Genomic DNA, 14,599 nt, shown 5'->3' with positions numbered 1-14,599 from the left:
CTATCCCTGCAGGGAGGCTCCGAGCAGCAACACACCCATCAGGATTACGAGAATTGCGCCCAGTATCTCGATCGCATTGCCGATCCAGATGGAGGCTGACGAGCCGCGGCCGGAGAGGCGTACAGCAGTACTTTTGGCGGTGACGGCAAGTGTGGCGAGAACCGCAACCGTAATCGCGGTGCCGAGCGACATGGCGACGACCGAGAGCACGCCGCCGAGATAAAGCCCGTTCAGCAGTGAGAAGGTCATGACCAGCAATGCGCCGGAGCAGGGGCGTAAGCCCACGGCGATGACAGCCGACCAGGCTTCGCGCATGCTGAACTTGTCGCCGCTGACGAGCGAAGGATCGGGCACATGGGCGTTGCCGCAGGTCTCGCAGACCATGCCGGGCACATAGGTGTGGCCGCGCTCGACCGCCTGCGCCTTGCCGTTGAAGCTGAAATCGGCGCTCTGGCGCTCGGCGACATTATCCTTCCAATTCAGCATCATGCTGACGGGGCCGGCTGGCGTTGCCATCAGGTGCCTATGCGGCCGGCTACCGGCGATCGAGCGCAGCTTGCGGAAAAGCAGCCAACCGCCGAAGAGGATCACCATCACGAAGCTGGCAATTTCCATGGCCTGTGTTGCCATGGTCAGCGTGATGCCGGTGCCGCGCAGCACCAGCCAGGCGCCGCCGACGAGCACGACCGCCATGACGCCCTGAACGAAGGCGGAGATGAAGGAGATGACGACGCCACGTCGAAGCTCGACTTCGTTGGCGATCATGTAGGACGAGATGACGGCCTTGCCGTGGCCGGGGCCGGCGGCATGAAAGACGCCGTAGGCAAAGGAAAGGCCGATCAGCGAAGAGAGCTGCCAGGGATCCTGGCGCATTTCCTTCAGCGCGTTGGTCAGGGCGCGGTAGAAGGCCTGCTGCTCGTAGTTGACATAGAGAAAAAGAGGCGCCAGCGGCCCGCCTGTCGGCTGGAAGCTCGGCTCCGCCGTGCCGATGCCGAGCGGCGATTGGGCGTGAGCGGCGGCAGCCATGATGGCAAGCGCGAGCAGGGCGAGAGGCAGGCGTTTTGTCAGCATGTGATCTCCAGCCGCGTGGCGAAGAGCTTCGACATATTGGTGCCGGTCGGATCGTTGAAGAATGCGTCGGTCAGCGATTGCTTGTTTTCCGAGATCACCTCGTCCGCGTCCGGGCGCACGACCGCGTGCTTGCAGGATTGGAAGTTGGTCCCGACCATGGCAAGCTCGTTGTCGGTCGGAAAATCGATTGAGGTGTAGAGCGTCGGGTCGTAGACGCCGAAGGTGAGCTTGCCCTTCAGCGGCATCTTTTCGACCGGCTTGACGGCGAAAAACATCAAGAGCTGGCCATCCTTGTAATCGACATGGATAATATCGGGCTTCTGGACGGTGATGTTCTTCCCGTTGATCGTCAGGTTCATGTAGTAATCGTAATCGGCAAGCGAATCCCGAACGGTCTTGCCGACCTCGGCAAGTTCGTTCGGCTCCAGCTTCAGATCGGTGTTCTTGTCGAAATCCATGACGACCGAGGAGGAGAAGACCTCGTCGAAACGCCAGACGTTGCGCAGTTCCTGAATGCTGCCGTCAGGTGCTGCGACGACTTCCAGCCGGGCCTCCACGAAGATATGCGGATGGGCGAAGGCGGTGGCGGGGACAAGCGAAAGAAGCCCAGCCGTCAGAAGTGTCGATCGTTTCATGTTTACCCGCTGCCCTGTTCGGTTGGAGTGATCTCTCACCAGAAAATGGGACGGAATTGGGACCGCCCCTGCGACGCTTGGGCGCGCACCTGCCCGCTTCAGGGATGTTTCTTGAACCAGTTGTGGAGGTAATCCACGAAGATTCTCACCTTTGCCGGCAGATAACGCCGGTGCGGATAGACGGCATAGATGCCGCGGTCGGTCGGAATATAATCGTTGAATAACGTCACCAGCCGGCCGTCTTCGATTGGCTTGCGGGCGATAAAGTCAGGAATCAACGCAATACCGATCCCCGACAGCGCGGCGCGCAGCGTGGCATGCGGGCTGTTGACTTCCATCGGGCCGGAAACGGCGACCGCAAAGGAGGTGCTGTCGGGATTGTAGAAGCGGATGCTTGCCTGGCTGCGGGAATTGGTGTCGACGATGAACGGCACATTGGAGATGTCGCTCGGGTGCTCGATATTGGGGTACCGCTCCAGGAATTCCGGCGTGGCGCAGATATGCACGCGGAAATCGGAAATCTTGCGGGCGATCATGCCGGAATCTTCAAGCTTGGTGACGCGGACCGCAACGTCGAAGCCTTCCTCGATCAGGTCGACGAAACGGTCATCAGCGGCGATCTCCAGCTGCAGGTTCGGATTTTCCTTGGCGAAATCGATCAACGACTGGCCGACATCCGCATCGACGAAGGTGCGCGGTACGGAGACCTTGAGGCGGCCCTTCAGCTGCGCATTGTTCTCGCGCACGAGATCGGCAAGGTTGTCGATCTCCTTCAGTATGTCGGAAGCTGTGCGATAATAGGTGTGGCCAGCTTCGGTCATGGAGAACTGCCGGGTGGTGCGGTTGAGCAGCAGAGCGCCCAGTTCGTCTTCCAGTTCACGCACGTATTTTGAGAGCAGCGCCTTTGAGCGCCCCGTGCGTCGCGCCGCGGCGGAAAAGCCTTCTGCTTCAACAACATCGATGAAGGCACGTATGCGGGTCAGGGTGTCCATAAGCGGTCCTCCAAATCTGTTGAAGGAGGTTGAACAAATTGTCCCTCATCGTTCAATTATTTTTTTGGGCCGCACGTCAAAATTTCTCTTGATTGTGAAGGCGAATATTCTTATTTCCCACTCAGCCCAAAGTCGCACGTGCCCATGGGTGTCCGCCGAACCCTCGAATTGGTGAGGAAATCGGTAAGGTACCTGGAATTAACCCCTCCAGTCGCTATTCCGGCCAACCGGAAAATGCGAGGACGCCTGAAGCAACGACGGTGCGGGCCTTTTTGTTCTCTCCCTGCTTTCCATCAGCGGGGGTTACTGAAGAGGCACACCTTCATTGCCGGAAGTGCGGCAGGGATACTCCCTCCAATCCATGGCAGACAAAGCCGAACCTATACCGCGTCAGCGGCGTTGGTTCACTATTCGCGCATCAAGCGCCGTCAAGGATCCGGGGTCTCCACCGGCTGGTTCCTGAGCGGTTCTTGTATGCCCTTTGTCCTCCGGTTCATGCCGGAGCTCTGGAATTGGAAGAGGGAATCGATATGACCACCCAGCGCATCCGCGACTTTCTCGCAACCCGACGTCCCGACGGTCCCTGCCTCGTGGTTGACCTCGACGTCATCAGCGACAATTTCCATGCCTTCCGTCACGCCATGCCGGACAGCGCTATCTACTATGCCGTCAAGGCCAATCCGGCCCCGGAAGTGCTGAAACTGCTCGCGGGCCTCGGCTCCAATTTCGATTGCGCGTCCGTCGCAGAAATCGAAATGGCGCTCGAAGCCGGTGCGACCGCGGCCCGTATTTCCTACGGCAACACGATCAAGAAGGAACGCGATGTCGCCCGCGCCCATGCGCTTGGCGTCAGCCTCTTTGCCGTCGACAGCCACGAAGAAGTCGAGAAGATTTCCCGTGCGGCTCCAGGCGCTCGCGTTTTCTGCCGCGTGCTGACCGATGGCGAAGGTGCCGAATGGCCGCTGTCGCGCAAGTTCGGCTGCGTTCCGCAGATGGCCGTCGACGTTCTCGTCTACGCTCATCAGCTCGGCCTGCAGTCCTACGGCGTCTCGTTCCATGTCGGCTCGCAGATGACTAAGGTCGATGCTTGGGATTCGGCCCTTGCCGATGCCAAGCGTGTTTTCGTTCAACTTGCCAAGCAGGGCATCCACCTGCAGATGGTCAACATGGGCGGCGGCTTCCCGACCAAGTACCTGCGCGACGTTCCGTCGGCAGAAGCTTACGGCAAGTCGATCTACCAGGCGCTGCGCACGCATTTCGGCAACCAGATCCCGCAGACGATTATCGAGCCGGGTCGCGGCATGGTTGGCAATGCCGGCGTCATCAAGGCTGAAGTCGTGCTGATCTCCAAGAAGTCTGATAATGACGACGCCCGCTGGGTTTTCCTCGACATCGGAAAATTCGGCGGTCTCGCCGAAACGATGGACGAGGCCATCCGTTACCCGATCCGCACCGAGCGTGACGGCGACGAAATGGAACCCTGCGTGATCGCCGGCCCGACCTGCGACTCTGCCGATGTGCTGTACGAAAAGAACCTCTATCCGCTGCCGATATCCTTGACGATTGGCGACGAGGTTCTGATCGAAGGCACCGGCGCCTATACGACGACCTACTCGGCGGTCGCTTTCAACGGCTTCGAGCCGCTGAAGGCCTACGTCATCTAAGGTCCTGTTTCTGCCAGCCCCGTAATCAGCCGGGGCGGCAACTTCACAATTTCCAGTCATCACCGCTGATAACGGTATTGGGTACGGGAGGCCAAGATGGCCGCTGTTCTTGATTCTGTCCGCGCATTCTTTGCGCCTGTTGCTTTCACCATCGACGTGGAAAATCCGTCCGATGTCGTCGCTCGCGAGAGCTTGCTCGATCGCGTCATGGGTCCGGATCGTCGCAAGAAGTCGTCGGAAATGATCCGCCGCAACCGCGTCCCGGCCGAGGGCCTAGCGCTGGTCGCGCGTGACCGCGACGGCCGTGTCATCGGCACGGTGCGCTTGTGGAATGTCGAAGCCGGCATCAATTACGAAGGCTCGCCGCTCGATGCGCTGTTGCTCGGCCCGCTCGCCGTGGATGGCAAACATGGCGGCAAGGGTATCGGTTCTGCACTGATGCGAGCGGCGATCCTCGAAGCAAAAAAGCGCGGCCACGGTGCAATCCTCCTCGTCGGCGATGCGGATTATTACGAGCGTTTCGGCTTCTTCGCCGAAAAGGCTCGTCACCTAGTCATGCCCGGCCCCTTCGAACGTTCGCGTTTTCTGGCGCTCGAACTTGTTGAGGGCTGGCTTGGCGGCGCGGCTGGTATGATCGTCCCTTCGGGACGTATGCTGGCTGGCGCGACGGTCCGGAAGGCGGCCTGACCGGCAAAGCCCCTCCCAATCTCCGGGAGGGGCTTTTTGCTTCGGGGACGTCGTCTGGGGATCAGGGAGCCGTTGTCTGTATCCGGCCATTGTCAATCAGCCAGCGGACGGCTTCCTGCACAGCCTGCAACGAGCTGTGCCGTGGGGTGAAGCCAAGCAGCCGACGGGCTTTTTCCATCGAGCAATTGGGGCTGCGGGCGATGTGTTCCCAGGTTGCTCTCGCTTCTTCCGGGATCTGTTTTTCCGCCCAGGCGTCATATGCGAGGAATTCCAGCTTCGCTTCCTCGCCAAACCATGCGGCCATCGCCTCAGCATAACCTCGTAGCGTGATTGCCTTTTCCGAAACCGCATGGAAGGCCTCGCCGATCGCCGCCTGCGGCTTGGCAATGGCGGCCATGAAGAGTTCGGCAATGTCGTCGGCATGGACGTGATGTACGGTTTCCATGCCGAAATTCGGCAGGGCGAGGGTTTCGCCGCGCGCCAGTGTCGTGAAAACATTGGGATTGAAGTGACCTGCCGGGTTCAGAGGGCTCCAGCCGGGACCGACGATATGGCCGGGATGGATGAGGGTTGCGGGGAAGTTCCTCTCCCGCGCCATCCGCAACAGATAGGCTTCGATCGCCGCTTTCTTCACGCCGTAGTCGCCGAAGGGCTTCTTCGGCGCCTCCTCGGGCGTCGGGACGACGGTGGAGAAACCATGCGTCCAGATCGTCCCGGTGTGAAGGAAATGGCCGACATGGCCTTCGAGGGCGGTTGTCAGTTGTTCGTTGCTGTCAGGCGTGAAGCAGATCATGTCGATGACGATCTCGCCATTCAGCGCACGGATCTCATGGCCGAAGCGGCCTTCGGCCTCGAGCGCTGCGCGATCCATGTGTCTTATATCGACGCGGCTCCACGCTTCACTCGTCTTGTAGGGCGCGGCCGCGCCGCGGCTGATCGCCACCACCTCATGGCCGGCCTCGACCAGGCGAGGCACGAGATAGGTGCCGACATGTCCTGTTGCTCCGATGACGATCACGCGGGCCATGCTGTCTCCTCCAGATGCGCAGGTGGGCTGGTCATGTGCAGTATGTCGTGCCGCTTCGCGAGACTGCAAGTGGTCAGTGCGCGGATCATATAGTTTCACGTCCGCGTGAATCGCCGGTCTCTGCTGCTGATTTCGTCGCCCACTTGCGCTAGCTCATCGCTCCATGATCAAGCGCCTTGCTTTCTTACTTCTTCTACTGCTCGTCCCGATTGCCGCTGCCGCTCAGCAGGCGGCGGGCTCCGTCCCAGTTCTTCTGGACAGCCTCGGAAGTCGGGACGAGCTGAAGCCTCTGAAAACCGTCGTTGTCGCTCGTGATGGGCGCGTGGTGGCAGAGCATGGCTATCGCGGCCACAAGCCATCGGAATCGACCAATATCAAGTCCGCCTCGAAGTCGATCATTTCGGCACTGGTCGGGATTGCCATCGGCAAGGGCCTGCTGGAAGGACCGGACCAGAAGATCGCGCCGATCCTGAAGGCGGATCTGCCCGTTCGTCCGGATCCTCGCCTCAACGAGATCACGGTCGGCAATCTTCTCTCCATGCAGGCGGGGCTGGATCGCCTGTCGGGGGCGAATTACGGGCGCTGGGTTTCCTCTCGCAACTGGGTGCGCTTTGCACTGGCGCAACCTTTCACCGGTCAGCCGGGCGGGGAGATGCTCTATTCCACGGCCTCCACGCATCTTCTCTCAGCCATTCTCACCAAGGTTGGTGGCAAGTCGACGCTGGCGCTGGCGCGGGAATGGCTCGGCCCTGTCGAGGGTTTCCGCATCGGTGCGTGGGAGCGTGACCCGCAGGGCATCTATCTCGGCGGCAACCAGATGGCGATGAGCGCCCGATCCCTGCTTGCCTTCGGCGAGCTCTACCGCAATGGCGGGCGTACGGCCGATGGCAAACAGGTGGTTCCGGCGGACTGGGTCGCCCAGTCCTGGCAGTACCGCACCAATTCGCGCTTCTCCGGCGACGAATATGGCTATGGCTGGTTCACTCGGCAGATCGGCGGAGAGCAGGTGCATTTCGCTTGGGGCTACGGTGGGCAGATGCTCTATATCGTACCGTCGCTCAATCTCACCGTGGTCATGACCTCGGAAGAGAGCGGCCCTTCCGCCCGCAACGGCTACCGTGATTCGCTGCACGGCCTGCTGGCTGACATCATCGGCACGGTACGGGCAACCTGACGCAGAAAAACGAGACGTCGCTAAATTTTTAGCGAAGCGTCCAATCAAACTGCAAATTGCTTCCTGTAGGGTTCGCCGCATGGGACTTCGGGACAGGCTCGATGCTGCTGGATCTGCGGACAATCTATTTCATCGTTGCGGTGAGCTGCGTCGTTTTGAGCGCTCTGCAGTTTGCCGCCTATGCAACAGGCCGCTTCGAACGCTGGCCGCTCTGGTGGGGTGCGAGCAACCTGCTCGTCGGCATCGGTTCTTTCCTCGTCGCGCTGCGCAATCTCGTTCCCAATTATGTCTCCGTCGACGCCGGCAATGTGCTGACCATCGTCGGCTACATGCTGATGTTCTTTGCGGTGCGCGCTTTTGCCGGCCATCCCATCCATCGGCGTTATTTCTGGATCGTGATCGTCAGCGCCAGCATGCCGGTGGCGCTTTTCATCAGCGATCCCTCGGCGATATCTGAACGCCTGCTCTATGTCTCGGTGATCTGCTGCCTTTGCGATCTCACCATCGTCAGGGAAGCTGCAGGCATCGTCCGCTGTGAGAAGCTCTATTCGGCGGCCATTCTTTGCGGCCTCTACGTCGCCACCGCGGCCATCTTCGCGGTACGCAGCTTCTTGGCCGCCACCGGTGACATCGGCGGACCGGATCCCTTCGGCAGCAGCGTGATCCACAGCTGGATGGCGGTATCGGCTGTCGCCTTCATCATGCTGCGCAGCATGGCGATGGTGTTGATGGCGGCGGAGCGAAGCCGGAATCAGCTCATCGAGCTTGCCCATCACGACCCACTCACTGGAACGCTCAACCGCAGCGGCCTTGCTCAGCATGTGCCGTTGCTTGGCGCTCAGCCGGTATCGCTGCTCATCATCGATATCGATCATTTCAAGCAGTTGAACGATCAGCACGGTCATGCCACCGGCGACGAGGTCCTGCGGCTCTTTGCTGCCGTGTCGAAGGGCATCATGCGGTCCAGTGATCTGCTGTCTCGGCAGGGCGGCGATGAATTCCTTGCGGTGCTTCGGAATGTCGATCAGGACGAGGCCGTCACGATTGCCAACCGCATTCGTCTCTCCTTTGCGGCAGCCGTCATGCAGATGCCGGATCTGGCAATCTCTCCGACGCTCAGCATTGGCGTCGCCACGCGCAGGGAAAACACCGTGGATTTCGACCGGCTGGTGCAGAGAGCAGATGAAGCGCTTTATCGTTCGAAGCGCGAGGGCCGCAACCGTGTCGAAGCCTCAGGGGAAAACCAGCAGGCTGCCTGAGCGGCCTGGCTTTCAGATATTCTGATCCATGGTCTCTGCGGGGATCTCATCATTGCGATGGATGCGCACGACGGCTGCCGGAACGCCGGCGACTGTGCAATGCGCCGGGACCGGCTTCAGCACGACACTTCCAGCCGCGACCTTGCTGAAAGCACCGATCTCGATATTGCCGAGGATCTTCGCACCGGCGCCGATCATCACGCCGTGGCGTATCTTCGGGTGGCGATCACCTGTCTCCTTCCCCGTACCGCCAAGCGTTACGTTCTGCAGGATAGAGACTTCATCTTCGATGACGGCTGTTTCGCCAATCACGATGCCCGAGCCATGGTCCAGCATGATCGAGGAACCGATCCTTGCCGCCGGATGGATATCCGGGCCGAAGACCAGCGAGGCGAGGTTGGAAAGCCAGCTCGCAATCTCGAAGCGGCCGTCGGTCCAGAGGGCATGGGCAATGCGATGCGTCTCCAGGGCGTGAAAGCCCTTGAGGTTCAGAAGTGCGTGCAGATAGGTGGTGCAGGCGGGGTCGCGTTCGCGCACCGCCAGAAGATCGGCTTCAATGGCCGCGCGGATATCGGCATGTTCCAGCAATATGCCGTGAAACAGCCGGAAAAGGTCTTGGGCATCGATCTTTGCCACCGCGAGGCGTGCGGAGATCACATGCGCGATGATATCAGCATCGCTTTCTGCGCCGATGACATGCGTTTCGAGCAAAGTTCGCAGCGTCGGCTCACGCGTCGCGAGATCCGTCGCTTCGGCACGGATCGCCGACCAGACGGACGCGAAGGCGCCCAACTCCTTGGCGGCGGCGTTATTCGGAGCTTGCATTCCCGGATCCTTGTTCTTGCACTCTGGGCACAGCCAAGTGTTCAGTGGCGGAGTGGATCAGCACCATACACCGGTTCCGGCAGGCGACGCCAATGGTAGAGCACGTCAGGCTCTCCTTCCTCATTGCCACTGCCGTCGGTTTCCTCGACGGATGAGAAGCCACGCGCTTCATAGAAGGCGCGAGCTCGGCGATTTTTCTGGAAGGTCCAGAGACGGATGTCGTTCATGTCGTTTACCGCCAAAGAGAGAAACCTTGTGCCAATCCCCATGCCCTGGACATCGGGCAGAACATAGAGCTGCTCGATCCAGCCATTTCCGTAGGCAATAACGCCGGCAAGCCCACCGTCGAGGAAGGCGCCGAGAACCGTGTATTCCGACAGCAGATGCGTTCGCCAATGGGCTTCGTCTTCCTCAGGCGTGTGCACATCGCGAAGGTGCGGTAGTGCGTGCCATAGCGCAACGCGCCGCACCATGGCCGCCTGATACATATGCCCGGCATCCAAAGGTGCGACTTCGACCGCCATGGAATCAGTCCGCTGCGATATTTACCACGCCGCAATCGCCGGCTTCGGAGGCGAAGGCGAGCAGCTTACCGTTTTTGCTCCAGCTCATACTGGTGATGGCGCCCTTGCCGGGGCGGCGCAATAGCGCTTCCTTGCTGTCGGCGAGACGGACGGCGAGGATCATGCCGTCGATGAAACCGATGGCGAGGATATCCTCTGCCGGATGGAATTTCACTGCGGTCGCCATGATGTTGGCGCGGGTGCCGAGTTCCAGCGGCGCCTTGCCCATCGGGCCGTCCTTTCCCTGGAAGGGCCAGACGATGGCGGCCGGTGCACCCGACGATGCGAGCCACTTGCCCTTGGCGGACCAGGAGAGCGATTTGACCTTGGCGGGATAGCCGGTCATGCGCATATGGCGGGCTTCGGTGCCCGATTTTACGTCAAGCTTCCAACCATGCAGCGCGTTTTCCTGCATCGAGGTGACGAGGAAATTACCATCAGGCGAGAAGGTCACGCCGGTATGGGCGCCCTTCCATTCGAGATCAACAGGCTTGGCGCTCATGCCGACCCAGTGCAGCGAAACACCGTTATAGCGGGCTGCGGCTATGCGCAGGCCTTTCGGTGCAAAGGCAATGCCTTCGACCGTGCGCTCTTCCGCGAAATCCTTGGTCGTGCCATCGGCGAGGCGCACCAGCGTGCTCTTGCCGTAGGAATAGGCGACAGCGCCCTGCGGGCCGGCGGCGACCTGCGAAATCCACTTGCGCGGGGCGGATGCGATCTCGCTGACACTGCCATTAGCATCGATGCGCAGCACCTTGCCATCCTCGCCGCCCGAAATCAGGCTCTCGCTGTAGGGATCGCGGATCGCCGTCAACATGCCCTGATGGGCTTCGATGACCTTGTCGCTGCCTTCGAGCCGGTGAAAGGTACCGCTGGCGCTCGCGAAGAAGGGGACATCACCTAAAAATTCGACGGCCAGAATGTGGCCGTCGAGATCAAGCGGTGCAACTGTTGGCATCAGGCGGCCGCCTCGCACGCCTTGAAGGATTCTTCCAGCTTTGCGCGATCGAGATCTCGGCCGATGAAGACGAGACGGGTCTCGTGCTTTTCGCCGTCCTTCCAGGGACGCTGGTGATCGCCTTCGATGATCATGTGCACGCCCTGGATGACATAGCGCTCGGCGTCATCCTTGAAGGCGATGATGCCCTTGAGGCGCAGGATGTTCGGGCCTTGCGTCTGGGTGATCTTCTGGATCCAGGGGAAGAAGCGCTCCGGGTTCATTTCGCCGCCGCGCAGCGAAACGGACTGAACCGTCACGTCATGGATGGCCGACATCTCGCCGTGGTGATCGTGATGATGATCGTGATGATGGTGGTCATGATCGCAATCCGGGCCGCAGACATGATCGTCATGGCCGTGCTCGAGGAAATGCGGATCGTTTTCCAGTGCGCGCTCAAGATTGAAGGCACCCTGATCCAGCACACGGGCGAGATCGACGCCGGAGCGGCTGGTCTTGTAGACGCGGGCGGCCGGGTTGATGGCGCGCACGATATCGTCGATCTGAGCCAGTTCTTCCGGCGTCACGAGGTCGGTCTTGTTGATGATGACGACATCGGCGAAGGCGATCTGGTCCTCGGCCTCGCGGCTGTCCTTCAGGCGCAGCGGCAGATGCTTGGCATCGACGAGGGCGACGACGGCATCGAGTTCGGTCTTGGCGCGCACGTCGTCATCCATGAAGAATGTCTGGGCAACCGGAACCGGATCGGCAAGGCCGGTGGTTTCGACGATGATGCCATCGAAGCGGCCGGGACGGCGCATCAGGCCTTCGACGACACGGATCAGGTCGCCGCGGACCGTGCAGCACACACAGCCATTGTTCATTTCGTAGATTTCTTCGTCGGATTCGACGATCAGGTCGTTGTCGATGCCGATCTCGCCAAACTCGTTGACGATGACAGCATATTTCTTGCCGTGACTTTCGGAAAGAATGCGGTTGAGCAGTGTCGTCTTGCCCGCGCCGAGATAACCGGTGAGCACGGTAACGGGGATGGGCTTCTGCTGTGTCTGGATCGCGTCGGTCATGAGAACCTCTGGGAATGGGGCCTTGACCCCGAGGGCAATGTCCGGGGCCTGAATGGGTCGGTTTCATATAGGCGCTTGGAAGCGGCAGTTCAAAGGGTTTTGTATGTTATAAGATCACATTGCCCTTTGTGCAAAGCTGATGGTCATCGCAGCGTTTCTGCGTCGAAGGCGTCGATATCCTGCAGCAGCTCCACCAACCCGTTAACGGCATGGATAATCAGCGCTTCGCCCTTTTCCGCCGTAGCCTTAGCGGCATTGCCGGCCACGCCCTGCAGATTGAGATCCGACATCTTCCAGCCAAAGGCATGCGGGCCATAGGCGCGCAGGTGCTTGAAGCGCTCGGCAAAGTCTGTCTGGCGAGAGGGAAAATCGGCAGCTTTGTCCATATCCACCTTGTCCGGATACAAGGCCAGCATAACGGATGTTTCGATATCACCGCCGTGAATGCCGATCGCCTTTTCCTGAGGTGAAATGATGCCCTCCGGCAGGCCGAAGCGGGTCCAACTGGTGGCGACGGCCAGCATGTTGAAGCGCACGCGCGCTTCCGTGGCGACGATGGTCATGAGCGGTGAGTTGCCGCCATGGGCATTCAGCATCACGAATTTGCGGATGCCGAGCTTCGAGAGGTTTTCAGCGATATCGAGCCAACGCTTTACGGCTGAATCAAAAGAGAGCGTCTTCGTTCCTTCAACATCCATGTGCTCTAAGGAGTAGCCGACCGATTCGATGGGGAGTACGGTGATGGGCAAACCGGCCGGAAGGGCGGTTTTCAGCCTGTTGACGATGCCCTGCGCGATCAATGTGTCGGTTTCGAAGGGCAAATGCGGACCGTGCTGTTCATGGGCGCCGAGCGGCAGGACCGCGATCCAGTGGTGGCGAGCCTCAGGAGCGAGCGCCGGATCATTGTCCTCGAAACGGAACGACGGAACCAACACGGGCGTTGCCTCTTGTTTATGACGAGATGATGGGCAATGTCATAGCGCAGCCTGGGCAGTGCTTAAAGATCAAAGGGATGGCAATGGGCAAGAAGCATAAGGACGGCAAGAAGCACAAGAAAAAGAAGGATCAGACCGAGTATACGCTCGCCGATCTTTCGCCGGCCCTGACGCAGGCTGCCCGTTCCATGCGCACGGTCCTGTCACGCAACCTGCTCGAAAGCGGTCTCTATGCCGGCCAGGACGGTGTCATTCTTTCGCTTGCCGAAAGCGACGGGATGACCGCCGGCGGACTTGCCCAGAAGCTTGGCGTGAAGGCACCCACCATGACCCGCACCATCGGCCGCATGGAGGCGCAAGGCTTCCTCGAGCGCAAGCCCGATGCCGAGGATGCCCGGCTCACCAAGGTCTATCTCACTGAACTCGGCCGCGGCAGCGTGCAGGCGATCGAGCTTGCCGCCTCCTCCTGCGACAAGCTTGCGACACTCGATTTCTCCGAAAAGGAAATCCGCAATCTGGTGCGGCTGCTGAAGGCGATCGATGCCAATCTGCAGGCCGAGGCGATGCATGCCGAGGAAGATGAGGAAGATTGAAAATTTCCTCAAAAGGCGAATTGCCTGTGCCGCTTAAATCTTTTAATTAAATTTTTTAAGGCGGTCGCTGCGCTGCGGCAGTCCTTTGTCGGCTTCACGCGTTGCCTGGAGGAGGAGACGTGGCTCAGAAGATCAAGCTTTCGACGATTGCCGAAACGCTCGGCATATCAACGGCGACCGTTTCCCTGGCCTTACGCGATAGTCCCCTCGTTGCAGGCAATACCCGCGAAAAGATCAAGGAACAGGCCCGCGCACTGGGTTATATTTACAATCGCCGCGCTGCCAGCCTTCGTACCTCGCGCTCCGGCATTATCGGTGTCGTCGTCCACGACATCATGAACCCGTTCTACGGGGAGATCCTGAAGGCGATCGAAAGCGAACTCGACCGCAGCCGACACACCTTCATTCTTTCCAACCATTACGATTCCGTCGAAAAGCAGCGCACCTTCATCGAGACCCTGCTGCAGCTTGGCGGCGATGGCGTGATTATGTCGCCCGCGATCGGTACGCCGCCGGAAGATATCCAGCTTGCGGAGGAAAACGGCATGCCGGCCATCCTCGTCGCCCGCTCCATGGACAGTCAGGATGTGCCGACTTATCGCGGCGACGACAGTTACGGTATTTCGCTTGCCACCAACCACCTGATCGGTCTCGGCCATCGGACGATTGCGATGATCGGTGGCACGGACCAGACCTCGACAGGACGCGACCGCTATCAGGGTTACGTCAATGCGCTGCGCAAGGCCGGCATCGAGGTCGACCCGAACCTGCGCATTCCCGGCCCGCGTTCTAAGCAGGGCGGTTTCGAAGCCGCGGTGCATTTCCTTTCCCTGCCGCAGAAGCCGACGGCGGCCGTCTGCTGGAACGATCTGGTCGCCATCGGCCTGATGAACGGCATTGCCCGCGCCGGTCTCGTGCCCGGTCGCGATATTTCGGTCACAGGCTATGACGACCTGGAAGAGGCCTCGATTGCGACGCCGGCGCTGACCACCGTCTGGAACGGCCAGACCGAGGTTGGACGTCTTGCCGCCCGCGCCCTACTTGATCGGCTTGCCGGCAGCCATGAGCCTGATGGCATCCATCTCATCAAGCCGGAAATGCGTATCCGCCAGTCCACCAGTCCCTATCGGCCGCGTAGCTGACCGCCGAATC

General features: G+C 60.2%; 15 protein-coding genes. 6 read left to right on the top strand and 9 right to left on the bottom strand.

Annotation, left to right across the window (positions count from 1 at the left end):
* The 3 genes from ACK9YZ_RS18065 to ACK9YZ_RS18055 all read right to left on the bottom strand — a co-directional run bounded on the left by ACK9YZ_RS18065 (position 1) and on the right by ACK9YZ_RS18055 (position 2,698).
* Positions 1 to 1,071 (bottom strand): nickel/cobalt transporter, encoded by a 1,071-nt coding sequence (locus ACK9YZ_RS18065; RefSeq protein ID WP_416064722.1) that lies wholly within the window; start codon positions 1,069 to 1,071, stop codon positions 1 to 3.
* A complete protein-coding gene (locus tag ACK9YZ_RS18060; protein ID WP_216755954.1) occupies positions 1,065 to 1,706 on the bottom strand; it encodes a DUF1007 family protein in 642 nt (213 codons plus the stop codon). Before ACK9YZ_RS18060 ends, ACK9YZ_RS18065 begins: the two co-directional genes overlap by 7 nt.
* 98 nt (positions 1,707 to 1,804) lie before the next feature.
* Positions 1,805 to 2,698 carry a LysR family transcriptional regulator gene (locus ACK9YZ_RS18055; RefSeq protein ID WP_216755953.1) on the bottom strand — a complete coding sequence of 298 codons (894 nt, stop codon included), beginning with the start codon at positions 2,696 to 2,698 and terminating at the stop codon, positions 1,805 to 1,807.
* Positions 2,699 to 3,228: 530 nt separating this feature from the next.
* Here ACK9YZ_RS18055 and odc2 point away from each other — a divergent pair.
* Positions 3,229 to 4,362, top strand: coding sequence for an ornithine/lysine decarboxylase (odc2, locus tag ACK9YZ_RS18050; protein ID WP_183735340.1), 1,134 nt, complete (start codon positions 3,229 to 3,231; stop codon positions 4,360 to 4,362).
* A gap of 96 nt (positions 4,363 to 4,458) precedes the next feature.
* Positions 4,459 to 5,049, top strand: a complete 591-nt coding sequence (locus tag ACK9YZ_RS18045; RefSeq protein WP_416064721.1) for a GNAT family N-acetyltransferase — start codon at positions 4,459 to 4,461, stop codon at positions 5,047 to 5,049.
* A 61-nt stretch (positions 5,050 to 5,110) separates the two neighbouring features.
* Here ACK9YZ_RS18045 and ACK9YZ_RS18040 read toward each other — a convergent pair whose 3' ends face one another.
* Positions 5,111 to 6,076 (bottom strand): NAD-dependent epimerase/dehydratase family protein, encoded by a 966-nt coding sequence (locus tag ACK9YZ_RS18040; RefSeq protein WP_216755951.1) that lies wholly within the window; start codon positions 6,074 to 6,076, stop codon positions 5,111 to 5,113.
* Between the two features lie 163 nt (positions 6,077 to 6,239).
* Here ACK9YZ_RS18040 and ACK9YZ_RS18035 point away from each other — a divergent pair, with 163 nt between their 5' ends.
* On the top strand, positions 6,240 to 7,250 hold the full coding sequence (locus ACK9YZ_RS18035) for a serine hydrolase domain-containing protein (RefSeq protein WP_416064720.1): 1,011 nt from the start codon (positions 6,240 to 6,242) through the stop codon (positions 7,248 to 7,250).
* A 101-nt stretch (positions 7,251 to 7,351) separates the two neighbouring features.
* Positions 7,352 to 8,509, top strand: coding sequence for a GGDEF domain-containing protein (locus tag ACK9YZ_RS18030; RefSeq protein ID WP_416064719.1), 1,158 nt, complete (start codon positions 7,352 to 7,354; stop codon positions 8,507 to 8,509).
* A 12-nt stretch (positions 8,510 to 8,521) separates the two neighbouring features.
* On the opposite strand, the gene cysE is transcribed toward ACK9YZ_RS18030, so the two are convergent.
* From cysE to ACK9YZ_RS18005, 5 genes are all read right to left on the bottom strand, one after another.
* Positions 8,522 to 9,334: a serine O-acetyltransferase gene (cysE, locus tag ACK9YZ_RS18025; protein WP_416064718.1), complete on the bottom strand. Its 813-nt coding sequence runs from the start codon at positions 9,332 to 9,334 to the stop codon at positions 8,522 to 8,524.
* Between the two features lie 41 nt (positions 9,335 to 9,375).
* Positions 9,376 to 9,858 carry a GNAT family N-acetyltransferase gene (locus ACK9YZ_RS18020; RefSeq protein WP_416064717.1) on the bottom strand — a complete coding sequence of 161 codons (483 nt, stop codon included), beginning with the start codon at positions 9,856 to 9,858 and terminating at the stop codon, positions 9,376 to 9,378.
* Between the two features lie 4 nt (positions 9,859 to 9,862).
* On the bottom strand, positions 9,863 to 10,855 hold the full coding sequence (locus ACK9YZ_RS18015; RefSeq protein WP_416064716.1) for a WD40 repeat domain-containing protein: 993 nt from the start codon (positions 10,853 to 10,855) through the stop codon (positions 9,863 to 9,865).
* The gene (locus tag ACK9YZ_RS18010; protein ID WP_416064715.1) at positions 10,855 to 11,919 is read right to left on the bottom strand and encodes a CobW family GTP-binding protein; all 1,065 of its coding nucleotides are present in this window, start codon (positions 11,917 to 11,919) and stop codon (positions 10,855 to 10,857) included. The genes ACK9YZ_RS18015 and ACK9YZ_RS18010 overlap by 1 nt, the downstream gene beginning before the upstream one ends.
* A 143-nt stretch (positions 11,920 to 12,062) precedes the next feature.
* Entirely contained in the window at positions 12,063 to 12,854 is a 792-nt protein-coding gene (locus ACK9YZ_RS18005; protein ID WP_416064714.1) for a creatininase family protein, read from the bottom strand.
* A gap of 83 nt (positions 12,855 to 12,937) precedes the next feature.
* Between ACK9YZ_RS18005 and ACK9YZ_RS18000 the strand changes: the two genes are divergently transcribed.
* Together ACK9YZ_RS18000 and ACK9YZ_RS17995 are read left to right on the top strand one after the other, a co-directional pair.
* Positions 12,938 to 13,447 carry a MarR family winged helix-turn-helix transcriptional regulator gene (locus tag ACK9YZ_RS18000; RefSeq protein WP_216755944.1) on the top strand — a complete coding sequence of 170 codons (510 nt, stop codon included), beginning with the start codon at positions 12,938 to 12,940 and terminating at the stop codon, positions 13,445 to 13,447.
* A gap of 119 nt (positions 13,448 to 13,566) precedes the next feature.
* A complete protein-coding gene (locus ACK9YZ_RS17995) occupies positions 13,567 to 14,589 on the top strand; it encodes a LacI family DNA-binding transcriptional regulator (RefSeq protein WP_216755943.1) in 1,023 nt (340 codons plus the stop codon).
* Positions 14,590 to 14,599 lie beyond the last annotated feature (10 nt).

The sequence above is a fragment of the Rhizobium sp. ZK1 genome (assembly GCF_047782645.1).
Lineage (GTDB): Bacteria > Pseudomonadota > Alphaproteobacteria > Rhizobiales > Rhizobiaceae > Rhizobium.
The sequence above is the reverse complement of the archived record's forward strand: the minus strand, read 5'-3'. Positions and strand labels throughout refer to the sequence as shown.